Genomic DNA, 22675 nt, shown 5'->3' on the forward strand with positions numbered 1-22675 from the left:
TTTCCTCCTAAAAAATTCAATGATCGTGTAAATCTTTTTTCTAATTACCTTTAAAGGCGCTTAGATTATCGAAGTACACGCAAGACTTCGCGCAATCTTGGATTTCCGCCAGCAGATGGCTGCCAGTCGTATTGTACAACCCGACCACCGTTTGCAGTGATTGCTTCTGTAAATTTCTTCAATCCAACGTTCACTACGCTTGGTTTTTCAGTCAAAAGTTGTTCGATTGCTTCTGAAACTGTAATTTCAACCTTTGCAGTTTCTTTCGCAGGAACAAGCTCTTTTGTTACTTCTTCGATTTGGATGTCAAGCATTGCCAAAGCAGTTAGAGCAGCTTGGTTATTGCTATCACGAAGGATAACGCCAGCTTTTTCTAGCTTCGCTTTTTGCTCGTCTAGATCTTGTGGATCTTGATCCGTACCGCAAACCGTTGCAACAAAGTAAATGTTACGGCCATTTGCTTTTGTTTCTTGTTGAATTTTTTCGATGCCAGGGATCAATGCATCAGCCATATCATCATGTGAACCATAACCAAGTACCACATCAAATAGGATGACTGCTGTTGATTCATCTTGTGCAGCTTTTTGGAAGAATTGGATACGTGTATCCGGGTCGATCATTGGGTGTGGTTTACCTTGTGTATAGATGTCGTCCCCAAGGTCGATTACTTGGAAGCCGTTTGTATTTAGAAGGTAACCCGCTTCATCATGATCCGTTTCGCCAAGGTTTAGGCCTCTGCTGATCAAAGTAGCTGCTTCATAACCAAGCGTACCACCTGAATATAGACCTTTGATTGTTTTTTGTTCTGGTTTCAAGTCCACTGCAGGCACTTCTGCATGGAGTTTATTGTAATTTGGTTTGATTGGGTTGCCTTTAGCAAGATCTACAGCGATTGCAGCTGTTTCTTCAAGCGTATTGGCATAGTATACATTTCCTTCATGGTTATGTGGCTCTTCACCAAGGAAAATAGCAACAACCGGTTTAGAAATGCTTTGTAGTAATTGGACAACTTCGTCACGCACTTCTTTAGCTGGTGGCTTAGAAATAAGTGTGATGACTTCTGTTTTACTATGTTGCGCTAGCGCTTTAATACCATCAAGCATTGTGATTGCACCGATTTTATCAGCAAGGTCACGGCCACCCGTACCGATTGCATGGCTCACGCCGCTGCCTAGACGGTCAATTTCAGTTGTTACTTCTTGGATACCCGTTCCAGAAGCACCGATTACACCAATTTTACCTGTTTTGATAACGTTCGCGAATGCAAGTGGAACACCAGAAACAACCGCTGTACCAGCATCAGGACCCATAACAAGAAGACCTTTTTCATGCGCTTTCTCTTTAATACGTCGCTCGTCTTCGATTGTTACGTTATCACTAAAGATCATAACGTGCATATCTCGGTCTAACGCTTTTTCTGCTTCTTCAGCAGCATATTGACCTGGTGTAGAAATGATTGCAAGGTTTGCACTAGGAAGTGCTCTCATCGCTTTATCCCATGTATTTACCGTTTCAAACGCTTCTTTGCTACCAGCAATTGCTTGGTTGCTTAAGTAGTTATCGACTTCATCAAGTACTTCTTGAATTTTCTCTTCTTGATCTGTGTCAACAACGATACACATATCATTGGAAGCAGCCGCTTCAAGCTCTTCTGTGAAAAGGCCCGCAGTTTTGAAGATATCTTTGTTCGCAGGCGTCCCCATCATGATTTGAGTTTTGTTTACGCCTTCCATTGTTGCAATTTTATTCGTGAGAAGCATTAGGTTAACTGAATCCTGGTATGAATTCTGTTTTACAATCGTATAAAGCATGTTTTCACGCACCTCTTCATGATTATTTGTACATCTATTCTATCAATTACGCCTCGGCGTAATTGCGTCCAGATTTTGAATTGCGCTTGAGGCCAACAGGATGTTGGTCATGCAACCGTTGCCGCAGGACGCGGCGAACTTAGGTTGCCTTCCTCGACTCCCTTCAAAATCTGTGACATCCGCCGGAGGCTTAACTTGAATCAGCAGGGAGTTTGAACCAGCTCTGATCGAAATGCATTCTGGCATTCATCCCGCCACTTATGGAAGTGGACGACTTCTGCTGAATCAAGTTAAAGAAAATCAGATACGCCACAGGCAAAATTGGCGTGGGAAAGGGGGCGGCTACTCAAGCAGACCACCCTGTATCCTTCAAAAAAATTATTTAGCAAAAGGGCTTTTACTGTCATATGCATTGTTGTGAACAACGTCTGAAACTAAATAGTCATAAATATGATCTACAATTTCAATGCCGTCTTCTTCGTATTTCTTCTCCCGTTCAGCACTTCTTTGTCCAGGGTAAGAAACCTGATCGAAACCTGCAGCCGGTTTAATGTTGTTCAGGTCCTGCATAGTTGTGGCAATGCCTTCTTGGAAAGCACTTAATCCTGTAAAGTATTCCGGATTAATGACGATATGAAGCTGTCCAAGATTTCGATATTCCGTGAGATCATGGTACATGGACGACACTTTGTTTCCGAATGGAAGTCCCAGTAAGATGCCGGATAAGACGTCAACCATCATCATGAGGCCATATCCTTTTGGTCCGGCGATCGGTACTAGAGCATTTACTTTAAATGGATCGGTTGTCGGCTCTCCATTGCTATCAACAGCCCATGTGTCCGGAATGGATTCATTTTTTGAACGAGCATGAAGAATTTTACCCCAAGCTTGAACGGTTGTGGCCATATCAAATGTAATATGCTCGCCGTTTTTACCAGGAGCTGCAAAAGCAATCGGGTTTGTTCCATAATAAGGCTCAGAACCGCCAAAAGGAACGACCATCGGATCCGATTGGCACACGGAGATACCGACCAAATTCTCATTTGCAGCCTGTTGGACAAAGTAAGAAAGAGCGCCACTATGACCGATTCTTTTAACACCAACGACGGCTACGCCATTTTCTTTTGCCATTTGGATTGCTTCGTCCATTGCTAGCTTCGCTGCTACATGCCCTACCCCATTATCACCATCAAAAATGGCTGTGCAAGGACCCGTTTTTTCAAATTTGAAATCGGGATTATTATTCAATCCACCCTTAGCAATTCGTTCAGCATAATATTCTACCCGCATTGCTCCGTGAGAATGGACACCTCTTGCATCGGCATGAACAAGCACGTCTGCAACGCCACCCGCATGATCCTCAGTCAATCCTGCTTTGTGAAGCTTTGTCACAATTAGATCCTTCAACTGCTCTTTACTTAATCTCATTCCACACACCCCTTTTAAGTTGTTCCTCGATCAATCATGCCGGAGGTTTAACTGGAATCGGCAAGAAGTTCGGACTTCCTCTGATTCCAGTTCTACCGGTTTATCTCTATCCGCCAGTAGATTACTCAGCAGCGAATGGGTTTTTATGATCATATTGGTTATGATGGACGACATCCGATTTTAAATACTCATAAATATCTTCCACGATTTCAATACCGTTTTCCTCGTAATCCGCGATGACCAGATCATTATTTTGCCCAGGGTATAGGACTTTCGAGAAGCCCGGTGCTGGTTTGACCTGATTTAAATCTTCCATCGTTTGCGTAATATCTTTTTTGAATTCAGTGATTCCTGTAAAGAATGCCGGATTGATGACGATATGAAGCTGACCTAACTTCCGGTATTCTGATAAATCTTCATACATCGAGGAAACTTTGTTACCGAATGGAAGTCCAAGAAGGATTCCTGAAAGCACATCCACCATCATCGCAAGTCCATAACCCTTTGGTCCAGCAATCGGTAATAATGCATTTACATTGAACGCATCTGTTGTCGGTTCCCCATTGCTGTCAACCGCCCAAGTATTTGGAATGGATTCGTTCTTTGAACGTGCATGGAGGATTTTACCCCAAGCTTGGACAGTTGTTGCCATATCCAACGTAATCTTCCGGCCATCGCTGCTCGGAGCAGCAAAGGCGATTGGATTCGTTCCATAATAAGGCTCGGCTCCGCCAAATGGAACAACCATCGGATCTGATTGACAAACGGAAAAGCCGATAACATCTTCATTTGCCGCTTGTTCCGTGAAATAAGAAATGGCTCCGCTGTGCGAAATGTCTCTGACGCCGACAATAGCAACACCATTCTCTTTCGCCATTTTAATGGCTTCATCCATCGCTAACTTCGCTGCGGTATGACCATTTCCACCATCTCCGTGAAATACGCCGGAACATGGACCGGTTTGTTCAAATCGGAAGTCCGGATTCGTATTGATTCCGCCCTTTGCGATTCGTTCTGCATAATACTCCACACGCATAGCCCCGTGGGAATGAATGCCTCGTGCGTCAGCAAACGTCAGTACGTCTGCCGCGACATCAGCATGCTCTTCGTTCAGGCCAGCTTTGTGAAGCTTCGTTTTGATTAGACCTTTTAAGTCCTCTCTACTTACTCTCATCGTGACACCTCTTTAATTGGGTATATTATAATGATGCATCCCGATTACAATCTTTAGAATACACATATGTCAATGGCTCTCTACCTACTGCATAAGCTGCTTGATGCACATATGGTGCCATAAAGATGTAATCACCTTTTTTAACTGGAATCCATTCATTGTCTAGGTTATACATACCCTCACCAGATAGAAGGTAAGCACCATGGCCTTGGTAATGCGTTTCAACAAATGGGTGGCTCGCTGCCGGATCGAATGAAAGGATATGGAAGTTCATGTCGAACTCAAGATCTAATGGCAAGAGATCTTTAAGGTGAACATTGTGCATATCATCATAGTCCATATATTCGATATTGTTCGCATGGCCGGAAACAACCCATGGCTTACGTCCGTTCGCGAGTGGATTATGTTTTTGTTTGTAAAGGAAAAGACGGGAATCACCAGCTTCCAAGTTTTCCAAATACATTTTTACACCTGGAGGGCAATAGAGGTAGCCGCTCTCTTCAAGAACGAATTCTTCATTGTCCGCTTTTGCTTTAATTTTACCGCTAACGACATAAACGAAGCATTGTACGTCTTCTTCACCGCAGTAACCTTCGCTGTTTTTTCCGCCTTCGTGCATTGTCACCATGTAGTCGACAAAGCTTGCACCAAGTTTCGGTGAACCCAAAATGGAGATTCTGCAATTTTCGAATCCAGGAATAACATTATTCACTAATCCTTCTGGAGCGATCAACGCATATTGCCCAGGTTTGATAATTGATCTGCTTGATAGTAAATCTTTTGGATAACCCATTGTTACATTCTCCTCTGTTTGTATATATTTCCAGGTGAACACCTGACTTTCACAACATTCATGTACCAGCGAATTATTCTTTATAGCCCAATTCGTAAAGCGCACCAATCAGTGCTTTCACGCCTTCTGCCAAATCTGTCGGCTCTGTAAACTCAGCCGGATTATGGCTGATCCCTTTCAGACTCGGTACAAACAGCATAGCTGTTGGCACCACAGGCGCGAAGATCTGGGAATCGTGTCCAGCACCACTGTGCATCAGCTTGTAATTCAAGCCGTTTTCTTTACATTGTTTTTCAATAAGCTCAACAACCTGTTGATCCATCGGGACTGGATCTTCATCCATCCACATGTCAATCGTCATTTCAACTGTGTGCTCTTCTGAGATGTCTTGCATTTTAGCTGTCATCTGTTCTGTAAAAGCAACCAATGCTTCTTTATCCGTATGACGGACATCAATTGTGAAAATAGCTTTTCCTGGTACTACATTCACAATATTTGGAAGCGCTTCGATTTTTCCGACAGTCGTTACAAGTGGGTCTCCGACTTCTTTGGCCATCGAAATGATTTCATAGATCATTTGGCTTGCTGCAAAAACAGCATCTTTCCGATAGCCCATCGGTGTAGTGCCCGCATGATTAGCTTCGCCCGTTATTTCAACCGTATACCGTCTTTGCCCAACAATGTTGTTCACGACGCCGACTGAAATTTTTTCTGTTTCTAAGACGCTTCCTTGCTCAACATGCACTTCAACGAATGCTTTCAAATCTTGGCGCGGTCCTTTGGATTCATCTCTGAAACCAAAGCCTGCATTTTCCATTGCTTGAACAAATGGAACGCCGTCGAAATCCTTGATGTTTTCAACGTCTTCGCGTTTCGCGATGCCCACAATGTTTTTAGAGCCCCAGAATGAGTAAGGAAAACGACTTCCTTCCTCTTCAGCCATGGAAACAACTTCGATGTTCCGAACGGGTTGGCCGAAATGCTTTTTCAAGTATTTCAACGCCAAGATGCCAGCGACAATGCCATAAGCACCATCAAAGCGTCCGCCGTTTGTCACAGTATCGACATGGGAGCCAGTCAAGACCGTTTCGTTTGTGTGTTTCCCTTTTAAAGTACCGAATAAACTTCCAACTTCATCAAAACGTGCTTCTAAACCTTCGCTCTCTATCCATTCTTTGAGTGCATTCTGACCTTCGACCCACTCTTTTGTATAGAGCAAACGAGAAACGCCGCCTTGAGGATCTTTTCCAAACTCAGCTAACCATTCAAGTCTGTCAGCCGTTTCTGTCGCTAGTTGATCAAGATTTTGAATTGTTTCTTTGATTTCATTCACCAATTTCCATCGCCCTTTTCCTCGCTATGTAAAAATTGTCTGTCATTACTGTAAAAAGTATATTACGATTTAGTTCATGCAGTTTTCTGATTCACGCAGGTCATAAGCACTGAATCATATTATTTTTTCGCGTCTTTTTGGCTCCACTAATCATTGTAAACGTTTCGCCAAAAATAGTCTTTAGCTCAAATGGATAAAGTTCTATCTTTTTTTTAGCCACTTTGGATAAAACGGAGTGCTGTGGAAGCAAAAAAAAGGCAGCGAGGTAAGCTGCCTTTTTAGTATTCTTGATTTTCACGCTGGATGAGTTCATGGATCTTCAATCCAACCCGTACGGATAGCATCTCTTCCGAATCGTCAAAATCCATGCCCGTTATTTCTTTGATTCTGTCCAAACGGTAGACGACAGTTTTACTGTGTATAAAGAGGTGTTTAGCTGTTTGCGTAACGTTTTGATTGCACTCCAAAAAGGTTTGTAATGTCTTCAGCAAGTCTGCCTGATTGGCTTGTTGGTATTCGAGTAATTCTTTCAAGGAATGAGGGATGAATTGCATAAGCGCAGAGGAATCCTTTACATGGCGCAGCAGTCTGAAAATCCCTAATTCCGAAAAGGCCGTAATCGATTCCAGGCCGTTCAACTTTTCGCCTAACTCCAGCGCATCTTGGGCTTCCCGATAACTTTTCGGAATTTCGATAATATCGCTGACCGCACTCCCGATCCCGACTTGAACCGCAATCTCTTTGACTTGTTTGTTGACAAGCGCTTGAATCTTTTGGGCAATGCCTTTAATCTCTTTCATCCAAGCAGGATCATTCGGACTTGTCTTTTCCACTTTCCACAGGACGATAAACAAATTGCTCCGATTCGAAATAATGCCATTCGGTAAATAGTGATGGATCGCTTCATGCACGAGATAATGACTCCGATCGGAAAGCCCGCTTTTTTGTTTCAATACGTTGTCTGTCAGGCGGTTGATTTTGAAGAGGACCGCTGCAAATGCCCCCATGAAATCCCAACCGATGACGTTCGCTTTTTCATATATGGCGTTGATAGATTGGATTTTCCCGCTAATGAGCTCTTCAACGAGGTCATTTTTATATTTCTTCTCCACTTCCGCAACCGCAAACTGCTTGACCAATTCGAGCGACAAAGAGATGGCCGCATTTTCTACAGCGATCAAGTCCAGTTCACCTAGCGATTTATTGATCTCGCCAATTAATAAATACATTTTGTTATCATTCAGCGTTTCAATCGGTACGACAATTTGATGTCCTTTACAATTATCCAATTCCGGGTATTTTACGATTTGCCGGTAGTGTGGGAATTTGATGCCGATTGTCGGTTCGTAAAAATGGACTTTTTCAACCATTTCAAACGTCTCGAGGCCAGGGTAGGTCGAAACGATGCAACTGAAATTCCGATCAAACAAAGCAACCGGGTTGCCGATCAGTTCTTCCAATGTATTAATAATTTTCTCCAGTCCTTCATCGGCAAGGGACAAGGCCGTGAACCGGTCATGGATCTCTTTATAATACTGCAGTTTGGTGACCTGATGATTAAAAAGCTCCCCCATGATCGGGTACATGACATCGACGAAAGGGATCTCTTTCGGCAATTGGATGATCGGCATCATAAAGGTTTCGCCCGCTTCGATCAATTGACGGGAAATATCCGTATCGGACTGTTTGAAAATGAACGCGCTCACTCTCTTTTCGGCTAAATTCGCAAAAAACGCCTTTAGCTCTTTTTCATCGAAGTTTCGGATCGAATAGAGACTGGTTAAGATCACTTCTCCGCCTTTAATCCATTTGGCAAGATCCGGGCCTTCCATGATCGTTACCCCTTCAATTGTATTCTGAATATAATGTTGTCCCGTTAAAATTTTAGCATCTTTCAATGGCTCCATGGCCAATAAATCTTTCACCCTCAGCTCCATTTGCCCCCGTCCTTTCCCTATCAGTGGTATTGTTAGTGGAAACCTTATCTCTCATACGAGATTGACAACGTAATAAACAATCCTCGAAATTTCATCCATTTTATTATACAATACTAAAATAATGCTTGACTGCTTTAATCATTTAGAAAAGAGTGTGACATCATGTTGAAAACAACCATCGTCTATAAGAAGGAAGAAAATTTCGAGCTCAAAGGAGATTTTTATCCAGCGTCTCAAACAAACCGCCCCGTCATTTTGTATATTCACGGCGGCGGTCTTCTTTGGGGTTCGCGTGAAGATATGAAATCCGAGCAGATCGAATTTTATCATAAAGCGGGCTTTAATATCTTCTCAATCGACTATCGTTTAGCACCTGAATCCAAATTGCCCGCAATCAAAGAAGATATTGCCGATGCCTTAAATTGGGTTGAAAACGAAGGCGCTCAGCAGTTTGACTACGATCCGGAAAACATCGCTGTCATCGGCAGCTCCGCAGGCGGATTTCTCGCCCTCTTGACAGGCACATTCACGAAAAAACCGAAAGCCATTGTTTCTTTTTACGGCTATGGGGATATTCTCGGAGATTGGGCTTTAAAACCAAGCCCTCATTATACAAGCATGACTAATGTGCCAAGGGAACTTGCCAAGATGCTTATTTCGAACGAAATCATCTCCGTCGGCCCGATTGAAAAACGATATGCGCTTTATATGCACGCAAGACAGCATGGCGTTTGGATCGAGGAATTGACTGGACTTATTCCCATTATAGAAAAAGAAGAACTGTCGAAGTATTGTCCACTTTACCATGTTCATGCTGATTTCCCACCAACTCTCCTTCTCCATGGGACCAATGATGACGACGTCCCTTATGAACAATCTGTCTTGATGGCCGAAGCATTAAGAGAAAACGGAGTGGATGAGCAATTGATCACCATTCCTGATGGCAAACACCAATTTGATGAAGATTGGGAAAACCCGGTTGTTCAGCATGCTTTCGAAGAAGTCATCACCTTCTTGACTCACAAACTCGTATAAAATCAAAAGGGCTGAGATCTAATTCTCAGCCCTTCTTTATGCTCTTCATTTATTTTGTTTGTAAATCGCTTTTATCAGGAATGGAGCTTGCGTCTTCCTTTTACTTCGCTTCCTTTTCTACACCGTATTTATCCCATTTGAACAGGTTTTCCAAAAGTAGTGCCAATATGATCCCAACTAGCAATCCACTGCTCAAAAAAGGACGGACAACACTTGGAACTGTAATGAAATAAGAAGCAGGAAGCGTCATAATCACAATTCCTACAAACAATGGAACAGCCGAGCGATAGACATTAACCGTATTGAATTCAACCTGTTTGAAGAAGGTGAGGGAAGAATTCAAAAGCAACGAATAGGAAACAAATAACGCCGCACTTCCAATACTTAAAGGAAGCTGTGAGAAAAAGTTACCGATTGGCGGAATCAGACCCATGACGAGAAACATCAATCCACCAAGCACAAACGGAATTCGATTTAATATTCCTGTTTGACTTAAGAATCCGATTGATGAAACATAAGGCGAATTTGGCACAAGCCCGAAAATCCCCGCTATGAGTGTGAAAACACCTGTAATCGAGAATGACGCTTTATATTCTGACTTCGTCGTTTCCACATCATACATACTTTCTGTCCCTTTTAACGCACCAAAAGTATTTGCTGTGTTTAATAAACCCGCTAGCACAGTCGTAATAATAATCCCGATGTCCCAAGCAGGTGCCCCTAATGGAAATAGCTCAAGGCCAAACGATGTAGCCCCGTTAGTAGCATTTTCGGGCTTGAAAATAAGCGCATAAATAATCCAGCCACCGATAATTCCGATGAGCAATCCATAGCGTCGAATACTTGAAGGCGCCTTTACACTGATCACAATCACAATAGCCGCTATTACAATCGATAATAAAGAAACGGATACATCAATATGCGCAGCTCCTGTCTGATTGCCAAACGGAATGCCAAGCATCCCCTTTAAAAAGATCCCAATCAATTGACAGCCGAACAAAAACATAAACACACCCATCACGGGAGGAGTAAATAATTTAGCTATATGTGGCCCTAGCCCTGTAATACCGATTAAGAAAGTCAAAATTGCAACAATGATAATCCCGACCGTCAAACTTCCCCCAAGTATAGGTAGGGGCATCCCTTGCGCTGTAGCTGTCGCAATTAGTGTTAAAATCACGCCCCACCAAAGTCCAGATTGCCCTTCCATAATGGCTCGTTTATGTCCAAAATATGCCTGAATGATACATGCCAATCCTGTCACGATAAAGGAAAGTTGAAGCATATTGACAATCGTCTGTTGCGACAAATTAAAAGCTGCTCCGACCGTAATCGGTATGACAACAATATTCGTAAAAATAAAAAAGAGCCACTGTAAGCCCGAAATCCAATTGCTTGTTTTTAATAACTCTTTGATAACAATCACCCTTCTTTTCTTTTTTTGAGGAGCACAGCAGCTTTTATACCCATCAACACGCCCACTAGCGTGTCTGTTCCGGACGTATGGCCCATCTTCTTCATCTCTTCAAGGGCATGCAAAAATTCAGACCCCCGCGGTTTATCCATAACATAACATAACTCGAGGAGGTGTGAATGAAATTTGTTTTCAGTTGCATACAAAAGATATTCCAACGCAATATGCGTGGTCCGGGTCCGGCCATGTTCGGCCAAATAGGATTTCAGCTGTTGTCGAAACGTTTGGTCTGTGCCTTCCAACGCAGAAAGAGCCGCACAAATTCCCGTTATACAATCGTCCCCGCTTGGTGTCAGTCCGAGACCTCTGCCAATCCAATAATCGAAAACCTGCTTCGCATCCACCACTCCAGGTTGACTGACCAGCTTCTGCAAGCCATCCAGTTTCTCTAAAACAAGATGACTCTCATCGGAGGATGACGAATCTAGCAAATAATCGATGATCTGCTTTTTTTCTTCCTCGGTTTCAGCCAAGCCCGTTTGCCAATCAGCTTGCAGAAGCCTGTTTGCTACAAACTCAAAATTGTCTTTCAGATCAGCTCGCTCGCCATCCAATTGTTGCATCCGATGGTTTGTCCATTTCACCTGACTGAGCAAAAGGAAAATCCCACCGGGTAAAATGATGGACATGGACCTTTTATCCCAATAAACGTCCTGGTTAGCGCCCATCAGCTTCGTCAAGTGCTTAGCAGCTGCTTGGTCAAGCCCCATTCCGAATGGAGCGAGTCCGTTCTCGACCGCACCGACATGGATGAGTTCTTCGCCAAAGGCTAAATTGAAACTATTCGTAAACACACTATGGATTTTCCCTTTTGGGTTTTTGTCAAGAATACGGGAAACATCTTCACTTGCTGCTGGCACTGTCAATCCAAAAACTTCGTTATGACGACCGGAATGCCTATCCATTGAATCAAACAATCCTTTCACCTCAAAACTTGATTCTAACCGTTTCCTAGCTTCCCCTTTTTCACACTTTCATCTGTTCTATTTTATAGCCAACTATTTCGAATGTCATTGTCTAAAATGACCAATTTATAATTTGATTTTTGTTTACTTTTCACGTAAAATGAAGTGAACGATGGACAACTCGACCGAATGAAGGATCGACATAAGCGTCAATTCAGGATAGCGAATGAGATCGTTCTGAGCTGTAGATTTTTTTATAAAGAGGGTATTGACATGAAAACCATGAACGATTTATTAATCTTAGAAGGCATGAAAGAAAGCGTTGTACTTGCCGGCCATCGCGGTCTAACAAGGAACGTGAAATCTGTTAATATATCTGATACGCCTGACGTGATCCATTTTTTAGCTAAAAACCATCTCCTCCTCACAACCGGCTATGCGTTCAAGGATGATACGGAGAAATTCTGCGAGTTAATTAAACAAATGCATGAACTAGATTGTTCAGGCCTCGTTATCAAAATCAATCGATTCTTTAAGCAGTTGCCAGCTGAGGTAAAATTACTGGCTGACGATCTGGCATTCCCGATTATTGATTTGCCGACCAAGCATACGTTGGGGGAAGTTTCCCGCCATATCTTAAATTATTTAAATGACCATGAAGCGGAGCAATTATATTATGCCTTACATGTTCAAAAAGAGTTCTCCAATATGCTCATTAAAGGCTATAGTTTAAGTGCCTTATTGGAACAATTAGGCCATTTCTTGGCACGCCCTGCCCTTTTATTGAACCATAGGGGGGAAAAAATCGCTCAAAGTCACGACTTTTCAAAAGAGACGATGAAAGAGATCGAACGGGAGATTCTCCAAGAAGTGAGAGAAAACTTACCGGCTGCACGGGAAGGGGCAACGTTTACCGTTCCGTCACAAGTACAACAATCCGTTTCCACGTTTCCCGTTCAAACGAAACGCCAATATCCAAGCATGCTGGTCATTTTCGATTCACTTACTTTGCCCTACCCTTCCTCGCAAATGGCGATTGAACAGGCAGGGAATGTGATTTCATTTACACTCATTAAAGAACAGGCAATCGAAGAAAACTCCCGGTTATTAAAAAATAACTTCTTTGCGGATTTAATCGAGATGAAAATCCATTCCGATGAAGAGATTTTCAGCCGGGCTAACTATTATGGGTTACAAAAAGACATGGAAAATGTTTGTGTAATTTGTACAATCGATGCCCAAGGGGAAAAATATGAAACCTTGCAATTGTACGAAAAAAAGGTCGGCGAACTGCATAATAGCGTGTATGACCAGCTTGAAGATGAAATTATACACGGAAATTTAGAAGCGACTTTATTTACAAAAGGTAAGTACTTCGCCATGATTTTACAGTTTGCGGATTATAGCGATGAAGAAATTAATACGATTACGGAATTTATCGACAATGTCCAATCAAACTTCAATGGGGATTTCAGTCTATCTTTCGGGGTCAGCCATTCCGTGCCCTCCCTTAAAGAAATACCGACCGCTTATTACGAAGCCGTAGAAGCGATTTTGAGTGGGTACGACCAAAATATGAAGGGCTTTACCCAATTTTACAAAACAAGGGATTTAGAAGAATTGTTAAATACCCTACCGCGTAAAGATTTAAAAGCGCTTTATGAAAACACCTTAAAATCATTAGCTTACCCTAAAACGAAAGAAGATCAAGAATTAGTGAAAACGATCCAAGTATATTTGGATACCCAATGTGAGTTTTCGGAAACCTCTAGAAAATTATTCATCCACCGAAATACGGTCAAATATCGAATCGAAAAAACAGAAGAGCTGCTTAACTGTTCACTCCGAGATCCGGCCGATTCTTTACGGATCCGCGTAGCCCTCATCATCGGTTCCATATTAAAAGCGGATGAAGAAGCATTGGAAAACTAGAAAATCCATACTAGTACGCAAAAATCCCTAACCTTGAGCGGTTAGGGATTTTTGAATTTAAGCATTCGCCTTTTGTTTAGCCGTAATTTCGCCATTTTCGAAAACGACATCACCATTGACGATCGTCGATTGGACTTTCCCTTTAAATGTCATGCCAACATAAGGAGAGTGCTGATGACGGTAGAATAAATCTTCATTCTTCAATTCAAAGCTTTCTTCTAAATTGACAATTGCTAAGTCAGCATCGTACCCTTCGGCAATTGTCCCTTTATTTTCAAGTCCAAATAATTTCGCTGGGTTTGTCGCTGTGAGGGCAACAATTTTTTCCAACGGAAGATTCCGTTTGAAATACCCTTCTGTTAACATAATGTTCAATGTGGATTGAGCACCGGAAATTCCGCCCCAACCTTCGAAATAGTTGTCCGTGATCGTTTTCATAGATGCCGGAGCTGGAGAGTGGTCAGAAGCGATGACGTTAATTTCACCGTTAGCAACCGCAGTCCATAAATCTTCCACTTCATCTTCATCACGTAATGGAGGGCAGCATTTTGCCAATCCGCCTTTTTCTTCAAGGTCTTTAACAGTCAGCGCTAAATAATGCGGGCATGTTTCAACTGTAATATCTACGCCTCTGTCTTTCGCCGCCTGAATGACTTCAACGACTTTTCGGCTGCTCGCATGGACAACGTGTACTTTACAGCCCGTTGCTTCCGCATAAGAGATAATACGTCTTACGGCTTCAATTTCAGAAATGATTGGTCTGGATTCCACGAAATCTCTCGCTGTCGTTTTACCTTGTGCTTGCTTCTCGGCTGCAAGCTGATCACAAATGACAGTGCTTTCCGCGTGAACGGCAAGTAGTGAACCAAGCGTAGCAATCTCTTTCATCCCTTTGAAAATCGTTTCATCATCCACATGATTGAAATCAGCGATACCGCTCGGTGACATGAATGCTTTAAAACCAATGACACCGTTTTCATGTAGTTCTTTTAAATCGTTGATATTTTCAGGAACAAGTCCACCCCAGAAACGAGGATTCACAATTGATTTTTCATCGGCACAAGCCTTTTTCAAATCCAAGTTCGCTTTGTTGATCGTTGGCGGTGTGCTATTTAACGGCATGTCGAAGAAGGTTGTTACGCCACCAGCAGCCAAGCCTCGGCTTCCTGTTTCAAGTCCTTCCCATTCTGTTCTTCCCGGCTCATTAAAGTGCACATGCGTGTCAATTAATCCCGGCAAAATATGTAGACCTTCTGCATCGATTTCACGATTAGCAGAACCTTCAATTGGTTGACCAACCGATACTTTTTGGATTTTGCCGTCCTGAATCGCGATGTCTCCTTGCACAATGGATTCTGCAGTGACAATAGTCCCGTTTTTAATGATTAAGTCGTATGTAGTCATCTTTCATTCCTCCAAGTCATTTTCCCTTTGCCATTGCCTGCTCTGACAATGACAAAGGGATGGATTGAACTCATTTTTGAGCAGAAATTAATTTTCCGACCGGTTCTCCAACGATTCCTTGTTCTAGATCGAAGACAACATGTCCGCGAACAATCGTTTTTGTGACACGGCAGTCAATTTTTCTACCTTCGTATGCACTATGCTTGTTTTTGTAGTAAAGGTCTTCCCTTTTCACAGTATAAGACTGGTTCGGGTCTACTAAAATAATATCCGCATCTTTTGAAACCGCGATTTCACCTTTATGAGAAATATTGAAACGTTCAGCAGGATTCGTTGCGATCAAGTCAACAAACTTGTGAACCGGAAGTCCACGTTGTTTAACTGCCAAATCAAACATCAGGTCTACGTTGTTTTGCGCTCCGCTAATGCCGCCCCATGCTTCCCAAAGATTTCCTTGCTTCAAATCTTCCGTACATGGTGAATGGTCAGATGTTAGCCAGTCAATGTTCCCAGCCAGAAGCTCGTCCCATAATCTTGTTTGGTCTTCCGCTTTTCTGATTGGCGGTTGACATTTCGCTCTCGGACCGATTTCATCAACTTGTTCGGCAGTAAAGGCAAAATAGTGCGGGCATGATTCAACCGTCACATCTACACCTTCTCTTTGCGCTTTCAAGATCGTCTGAATGGCCTCTGACGTACTAATATGAACAAGATGCAATTTACAGCCTGTTTCTTTCGCAAAAAGGATCGCACGTTGAACAGCTTCCACCTCTGTGAAAATTGGACGGGATTCCGCGTATTCGACTCCGGAATTTTTACCTTCTCTCGCAAATTCCTTCGCAAGGCCAGATGGAACAGCTGCGTTTTCTGCATGAATACATAGGATTTGATCCAATTCAGCCAATTTCTGCATGCCTTTGTACAATGTGAAATCATCCACATTTACGAAATCATCCGGAATATCACTTGTAATATCGGATAAGAAGCATTTGAAAGCGAGAACGCCAGCGTCAGACATTTCCTTCAGCTTATCCACATTCCCAGGGACAAGTCCGCCGTAAAATGCGTAGTCGACATAGTTTTGGTCAACAGCCGCTTCCAATTTCAAGTCTAAGGCAGCTTTATTGGTTGTTGCTGGCAGGGCATTCAGCGGCATTTCCACATAGCTCGTTGTCCCTCCGGCAGCTAGTGATTTCGAACCCGTTTCGAATCCTTCCCACTCTGCACGCCCAGGTTCGCTGATGTGTACGTGTGTATCAATCATTCCTGGCATGACATATTGGCCAGTTGCATCAATGACCTCTTTCGCACCGTCCGTAATGTTTTCAGCGATACAAGAAATCTTTTCATCTTTAATACCGATATCAACCTTGTAAACACCGTCACGCAATACTACATTTCCGCCTTTAATTACTACATCAAATTCCATTTGAATTCCCCTTCCAACTATCATTTTTTAATGCACCATTTTTTCGCCAAACATTAGTTTTGCCTATTTTGCATTAACTATTCTCTTCATTCAATGTTGGCGATTTTGCTATTAAAGTTCCCTTACTCTGCGGCAACTCAAGCAAAGTGTAAAGGATAAAAGCTGTTATGATGCCGACAAACCAAGACATATCATAAAGTGGTTTTAAAAAGGGAATGAAATTGCCAATCAAACAAATTACACCGGCAATGATTGTCGTCACAATCGCATTGACATTGAATCCCTTTTTATAGTGGTATCTTCCCTTTTTCGCATCATATAATGCATTCAAATCAATTTTCTTTTTAGAAATGATGAAATAATGGGCTAACATAATTCCGGTAACCGGAGCTAATATCCCGCCCACAATATTTAAGAAAGTGAAAACACTCGTTGCACTTTCCATCAATTTCCACGGCATCGTCAGAATTCCAATGATCGCCGCAAGAATGGCACCGGATTTGAAAGTAAGTTTTTTAGGGAATAAGGAAGCTAGTTGGTAACCAGCAGGTACAATATTCCCGGTAACGTTAACCGATAATGTTGTCAAACAGAGCGTAAGAACGGAAATAGCGATTGCAAACGTCCCGTCAAATCGAGCGACAACATCCAATACGTTCCAGATCGGTGTCCCAAAAGCGATTTCAGAACCAACGATAATCGCGATACTGGCAACCGCAAATAGCAGATAGGCCACAACCAGTCCAGCGGTTTGTCCAATTGCTTGTGTCTTTGTAGATTTCGCAAGCTTCGTGAAATCTGAAACGTTTACAATCGGCGCTGCCCATGCTGCAATCACTGCCGTTATAGCGGCGATGAAGATAACTATTTTATTTCCTTCAACACCCGAGCCAGTATACGCTAAAATGGGACCGATTCCACCCGCTAGGTTAATGGCCCAAATTGCCATTCCTCCAAAAACAATGTAAACAAGAGGCGAAAGGATATTTGTAAACTTCCCTAAGAACCCCATTCCTCCATAAATCAAAGCAACGTTAAATAACCAAAAGAGTAAAAAAGAAAGCAATGCTGGCAATGATAATCCTAAAAGGCTCCAATCTCCGCCTAACGTCAAATACGTCGGCCAAAGCTTTCCAATTAAGATTGATAATGCCTGGCTACCTGCGTAGGTTTGAAACCCGAACCACATAATCGCCGAGATAACACCCCTTAAAACACCAGGAATCATTGCGCCTTTCGGTCCATATGATAAACGTAGCAACATCGCAAACGGCAATCCATATTTTGACCCCGCATGACCATTCAGAACGAGCATCGCTGCTATGACAAGGGAAGCAATGAGAATAGCCGCAAAAACTTGGCCGACTGACATCCCTAAAGCAAAAAGGCCACCAATGGCAATATAGTTGGGAATGTTATGAACGGAACCCATCCACACAGTGAAAAAATTCCCTACACCCCAATTTCGATCTTCTGCAGTTGTAGGCAAAACATCATTACTATATCCGGCAGCCATTGCATCTTTCCTATTAAACTGACTCAAAAAGTATTCCTCCTTAACTGATGCAACTCACTATTAAAACTTTTATTCATACGCGTCAAGCAATTTTTCTTTGTTAGCGTACTCGATTAAACAAAGGGTTCATCGGCAATGCCCGAAGAACAGTGTTTTCCCCCATAAAAGTTTTAGGACTATAATGAGTAGTGAACAACATCATTATACAAAATAAATAACGATACTTCTTTAGGTTAGTTAACCAAAAATATCAATTTATATTATGTATAGTGACTAAGGAAGGTAGGGTTTATATACACTTCGTACAACCAATTGTGCAACTTAAACAATCCGAATCACCCCTTGAAGATCGATTCTTCAAGAGGTAATTCGAAAGGTTATTATTTTTCAAAAATCGTTCCCTTTTTGAAGCTTGAACCTTTAAAGGCAAACTTCGATAGAAGATAGTAAGCTGTTCCTGCAACAACCACACCGATGATCCATGCAAGATCGACGACTAAGAATGCAGCTGCCGCACCAATCAGCATCGCTAGCAAGCCAGCTGGATTATACCCGGCATATGGACCGTCTTCATTGTATAAATCAGCTACATCCACTCGCTGTTTTCTTAAAATATAATATTCGACTAACAAAATCGAAATAACAGGTCCTAAAAACGCGGAATAAATTAAGATGAACATATTCAGACCCGTAGCCGATGATTCTTGAATAAGCAACCAAGGGAATGCACATAGTGCAAGCAATCCTGTAATAATTGCAGATGGCTTATATTTCAGTTTCGTCAACATTGTAATCACATAGACTGGCGGAATAATGTTTGCCACCATATTTGTCGCAATTACCGTTACGACGATAAAGGCAGATACACCTACAGAAATATAAGGATTATCAATAACGACCGGGAGTGCTTGTGCAGGGTTCGTAATACCTGTTGCGGATGCAAGCATTGCCCCGATTACAATAACAAAACCATAAGAGAGAGTGATCGGCAAGAAGTATAATGCTCCGCGCTTCTTATCACTCAAACCCGTTTTTAACTCTCTGGAATAGTCAGCTGCACTTACAAAGATCCCAGCATAATTCCCCAAGAAGACCATAATGAGTCCGAAGAACGGTAAGCCCCATGAGCCTTCTGCTTGTACCCAGTTTTGTGCAATTTCAGTGCTATAGTTTGACATGAGAATTCCAAACACATAAATAAGCCCCACCATGAACACAACAGATGCAATCGTTTCTACCCACTTAATCGCATGGAAGCCAAATAATGAAAGTACAATTTGGACTACTTGAAGCGCGATAAAACAAATGAAAATATTATTAAAAGATCCACCTGTAACAATCTTCGCAATCTCATTTAAGGCAGTTCCGCCAATCCAGCTTTGAATACCATACCAGACGATAGCAGGTATACCGCGTAATAGTGACGATATAACTGTTCCTTTTATCCCAAAGGACATTCTAAGTTGGACAACATATGGAATCCCTTTTTTATAGCCAAGTCGATCATTTAATGCAAAAACAGTGGAGATGATGGCAATTGCAGCTAGAGCTGCCAGGATCGTCTGGAAGATGTTCAATGTTGCCACTCCCGCTACAATTACACTGGCTCCTAACGTCATATTCCCTAAATTGACACCATCGCCAATCCACATGAAAACGTAGTCTTTCGGTTTAACTGTCCGTTCCCGATCGTTTTTCGGATGTAACGATTCGTCTAATCCCGAGGCTTGTTCAACTTGCGTCACTTGTGTATCGTGACCTTCATTTATTGCAGACATATGCCGCACTCCTTTTCTTTTATGCTGTATTAAAGCTACATTGAATGTTAGACGATAAATAAAAGTTTACCCTATTACCGCAAAATTATTTCCCTATAACAAACGTTTGCATTTGGAATGCGAATTCTCTCCCCGTGTATAGGCAGTTTTACGCAAGTTAGTTAAATAATTTCGAGTTCCGTAAAATTAACAGTAGCTCAACTTTTTTATCCTATCGAAAACATTTTCTTCCGTAACAATTGTTATTATACATAGTTTTACCCGGCAGGTCTTTATGTCTATTGAACAAAATGAAAAAACCCTCGCTATATACAGTGCATAATATTTTCCGCAATAGCAGCATCCTTGTACAATCATTTGTATACTTTGAACAAAATAAATTAAGCGCATTTCCATCCTTCTTGCTGAAACCACAGAAAATTCAACATATAGAGAGTTGTGTTAGTTGCATAAGGACTACATTTCCTGCCTGTCGCTTCCCTATTAAGCACTCGACGATCTTCCCATTTCCGAAATCTGAAGGAAAAAACACCTTCTTCCCAAGCGGCTCGCTATCACGCAGGAAGAAGGTGTCCGATAAGTTCTCACTTTGCATTCATTTCAAGTGTTTTTTTCAATTGTTTCAAGTGCCATTTTTCATGCAATCCGACAAACAAAAACCATTGGATCAAAGGAACGTGCCCCAAATGAGGGTGTTTGAATGATTTCTCACAAAGGACATCCATTGTTGTCGACTCAAAGACATCTAATAGGAAGAGACGTGATTCATAGAGTTCATTCTTCATCTCAATGATCGATTTGTACCCTTCCGTCGGCACGGTATCCGCCGGCTCATCCACTTTCAACAAACGGCCCGACGTAAACACAAGTGGTTTCTTTGAGGATTTCGGGCTATTGGGGTTTTTCAGTTCTTCAGCGACCTTCTTGGCAATCAGCGTTTCCATTCGAACCAGATGTTCGAATATTTGTTTTGGTGACCACCCTCCGTTTGAAGGAATCTGGTTGAACTGTTCATCTGTTAACCCATCAATGGATTGATATACTTTTTTTCGGATACGATTATTTTTCTCAAACATCGCCTAGATTTCTCCTTTGATATCCTCTAAAAATTTTATGGAGATGATGCATTTTGACCAAATAAGCTGAGGAAATTGGCTCGAATCAAATTTGCCTTCCTTACAATAGTAGCTTTTGTTAGTTTTCGCAAGTGATTTTTCACATAAAAAAAAGAGTTATTCTCGTAAAATAATTTCGAATCATTTTAAGTGTGGCTATCTTTCTTCTATGTGTATAGAATGCGCTTCAGTTTGAAAAAGTGATCCTCATATTTGACAATGTTAGATTCCTTTTTTCTTTTCCGTATTTCCGAACCAATAACCTGCTCCGATAAATATAGCGCCACCGATCACATTACCGATTGTGACTGGCACCAAGTTTGCTGCCAGTCCAGACAGTGTAATGGTTTCAGGATGCGGGACCATTAGTGAAATGGAAAGCAAGGTCATGTTTGCGATACTATGCTCGAAACCAGATGTGATAAAGGCGAATAAACACCAAAAAATGACGATCAACTTCGCGGTTTCTTCCTTCAATTTGAAGGAGCACCAAACGGCCAAACAGACGAGAATATTGCACAGAATCCCCCTAAACAACAACTCCATAAATGGGGCATTCATCTTGTCGGCTGCCACCATGTTCAGAAAATCCGCCGTCCCTCCCGTGGCAAGCCCTGTATAGAAAAAAAGTGCCGCAATAAGCACGGCGCCAGCAAAGTTGCCAATATAGCTGAAAATCCAAATTTGGATCGTTTCAAGCCAAGTCGTTTTCTTCGCCAATGTGCCAATCATCATGATCATATTATTACTCGTAAACAAATCGGCACCCGCCATTAAAACCAGGCTTAAGGCGATCCCGAATGTGAGTCCCATGATTATTTTTGTTCCCGCAAAACCAGTGGGACCGAGCAAGCCGCCCACCGTAAAAATGAGAATGATTCCAAATCCGACAAAAAAACCTCCCATCATTGTCAATATGAAATAGTTCCTTTTACTTGTACGGTACTGCTTTACTTTTGAAATGGCTGTATCACCTAAAACACCAATTGTTGCTTTCATTCTTTTTCCCCTCCAGCTAGCCTTCGCTTGTCCAACCTATAGTAGAATCGCAATCCGTCATGATTATACAACCTCACAGAGAATCACGGCCCTTCATTATGCTGTGCTTCATGTCTTTTTAGTGAAATATGCCAACTAACAAAACTGATAGGTCGACAGAAACAAGTGCTAGATTCTTTATTCCATTCGGTGCAATCCGTGACACGCTCTGTTCTATCTCCCTATTTTCATAGAGCAAGGTTTCTTTTCCTTTAATAGTGAAAATTGCGAAGGAAAAGACAAAGGGCTTTACCCTTGCCTAATCCATTTGCATTCCCTATACTAATATTGTTAATTCAATACTCCCATGCACTGATGGGATAGAGGCCGCAACTTATAAGAGTAGATCGGACGAGATGCAATGACATCGTCGACTCCGTTTGAAAGGATGAGTTGCCGAAGTGTGGATCGTTCATTGACCATCCGGGCTGGTGATGTTTTCGAATAGGAACATCATTGTCACGTTTTTCGAACAACGTGGAGAACTATCTTCGGAAGGATTATTCGGACTTATGACAACCAGCCGTCGATCTTTTTCGTCGGCTTTTTTATATGCCTAAGCCAGCAACCTTC

Annotated in this window: 16 protein-coding genes and 1 riboswitch; of the genes, 2 read left to right on the forward strand and 14 right to left on the reverse strand. The window is 42.1% G+C overall.

All coding sequences use genetic code 11. From position 1 onward, the window contains the following. Nucleotides 1-65: 65 nt before the first annotated feature. The 6 genes from fdrA to MHZ95_RS00655 form a co-directional block, all read right to left on the reverse strand. Nucleotides 66-1811 carry an acyl-CoA synthetase FdrA gene (gene fdrA / locus MHZ95_RS00630; RefSeq protein ID WP_239388420.1) on the reverse strand — a complete coding sequence of 582 codons (1746 nt, stop codon included), beginning with the start codon at nt 1809-1811 and terminating at the stop codon, nt 66-68. A 378-nt stretch (nt 1812-2189) separates the two neighbouring features. Continuing rightward, nucleotides 2190-3239: an ureidoglycolate dehydrogenase gene (gene allD, locus MHZ95_RS00635; RefSeq protein ID WP_239388422.1), complete on the reverse strand. Its 1050-nt coding sequence runs from the start codon at nt 3237-3239 to the stop codon at nt 2190-2192. A 121-nt stretch (nt 3240-3360) separates the two neighbouring features. Further along, entirely contained in the window at nt 3361-4413 is a 1053-nt protein-coding gene (gene allD, locus MHZ95_RS00640; RefSeq protein ID WP_239388424.1) for an ureidoglycolate dehydrogenase, read from the reverse strand. A 25-nt stretch (nt 4414-4438) separates the two neighbouring features. Then, complete coding sequence (gene allE, locus MHZ95_RS00645) at nt 4439-5206, reverse strand: (S)-ureidoglycine aminohydrolase (protein WP_239388426.1); 768 nt, start codon at nt 5204-5206, stop codon at nt 4439-4441. Nucleotides 5207-5279: 73 nt separating this feature from the next. Then, nucleotides 5280-6530, reverse strand: coding sequence for an allantoate deiminase (gene allC / locus MHZ95_RS00650; RefSeq protein ID WP_239389161.1), 1251 nt, complete (start codon nt 6528-6530; stop codon nt 5280-5282). Between the two features lie 287 nt (nt 6531-6817). Beyond that, complete coding sequence (locus MHZ95_RS00655) at nt 6818-8476, reverse strand: PucR family transcriptional regulator (RefSeq protein WP_239388428.1); 1659 nt, start codon at nt 8474-8476, stop codon at nt 6818-6820. A 162-nt stretch (nt 8477-8638) separates the two neighbouring features. Between MHZ95_RS00655 and MHZ95_RS00660 the strand changes: the two genes are divergently transcribed. After that, entirely contained in the window at nt 8639-9511 is an 873-nt protein-coding gene (locus tag MHZ95_RS00660; protein ID WP_239388430.1) for an alpha/beta hydrolase, read from the forward strand. 100 nt (nt 9512-9611) lie between these two features. Here MHZ95_RS00660 and MHZ95_RS00665 read toward each other — a convergent pair whose 3' ends face one another. Then, nucleotides 9612-10937, reverse strand: coding sequence for a uracil/xanthine transporter (locus MHZ95_RS00665; RefSeq protein ID WP_239388432.1), 1326 nt, complete (start codon nt 10935-10937; stop codon nt 9612-9614). Continuing rightward, nucleotides 10934-11890 carry an oxamate carbamoyltransferase subunit AllH family protein gene (locus MHZ95_RS00670; protein ID WP_239388434.1) on the reverse strand — a complete coding sequence of 319 codons (957 nt, stop codon included), beginning with the start codon at nt 11888-11890 and terminating at the stop codon, nt 10934-10936. Before MHZ95_RS00670 ends, MHZ95_RS00665 begins: the two co-directional genes overlap by 4 nt. Before the next feature lie 273 nt (nt 11891-12163). Between MHZ95_RS00670 and MHZ95_RS00675 the strand changes: the two genes are divergently transcribed. After that, nucleotides 12164-13822, forward strand: a complete 1659-nt coding sequence (locus MHZ95_RS00675) for a PucR family transcriptional regulator (RefSeq protein ID WP_239388436.1) — start codon at nt 12164-12166, stop codon at nt 13820-13822. Nucleotides 13823-13879: 57 nt separating this feature from the next. On the opposite strand, the gene MHZ95_RS00680 is transcribed toward MHZ95_RS00675, so the two are convergent. The 6 genes from MHZ95_RS00680 to MHZ95_RS00705 all read right to left on the reverse strand — a co-directional run bounded on the left by MHZ95_RS00680 (nt 13880) and on the right by MHZ95_RS00705 (nt 22063). Continuing rightward, a complete protein-coding gene (locus MHZ95_RS00680; protein ID WP_239388438.1) occupies nt 13880-15226 on the reverse strand; it encodes an allantoinase in 1347 nt (448 codons plus the stop codon). 70 nt (nt 15227-15296) lie between these two features. After that, complete coding sequence (gene allB, locus MHZ95_RS00685) at nt 15297-16655, reverse strand: allantoinase AllB (RefSeq protein ID WP_239388440.1); 1359 nt, start codon at nt 16653-16655, stop codon at nt 15297-15299. Nucleotides 16656-16728: 73 nt separating this feature from the next. After that, nucleotides 16729-18198, reverse strand: coding sequence for an allantoin permease (gene allW, locus MHZ95_RS00690; protein ID WP_239388442.1), 1470 nt, complete (start codon nt 18196-18198; stop codon nt 16729-16731). 353 nt (nt 18199-18551) lie between these two features. Then, nucleotides 18552-19949 (reverse strand): NCS1 family transporter, encoded by a 1398-nt coding sequence (locus MHZ95_RS00695; RefSeq protein WP_239388444.1) that lies wholly within the window; start codon nt 19947-19949, stop codon nt 18552-18554. A gap of 584 nt (nt 19950-20533) precedes the next feature. Then, nucleotides 20534-21025 carry a DinB family protein gene (locus MHZ95_RS00700; protein WP_239388446.1) on the reverse strand — a complete coding sequence of 164 codons (492 nt, stop codon included), beginning with the start codon at nt 21023-21025 and terminating at the stop codon, nt 20534-20536. 261 nt (nt 21026-21286) lie between these two features. Next, nucleotides 21287-22063 carry a formate/nitrite transporter family protein gene (locus MHZ95_RS00705; protein WP_239388448.1) on the reverse strand — a complete coding sequence of 259 codons (777 nt, stop codon included), beginning with the start codon at nt 22061-22063 and terminating at the stop codon, nt 21287-21289. Nucleotides 22064-22415: 352 nt separating this feature from the next. Continuing rightward, nucleotides 22416-22598, forward strand: a riboswitch (Lysine riboswitch). The last annotated feature ends 77 nt before the right edge of the window (nt 22599-22675 follow it).

It is taken from the genome of Sporosarcina sp. ACRSM (assembly GCF_022346545.1).
In the GTDB taxonomy this organism is placed as follows: Bacteria; Bacillota; Bacilli; order Bacillales_A; family Planococcaceae; genus Sporosarcina.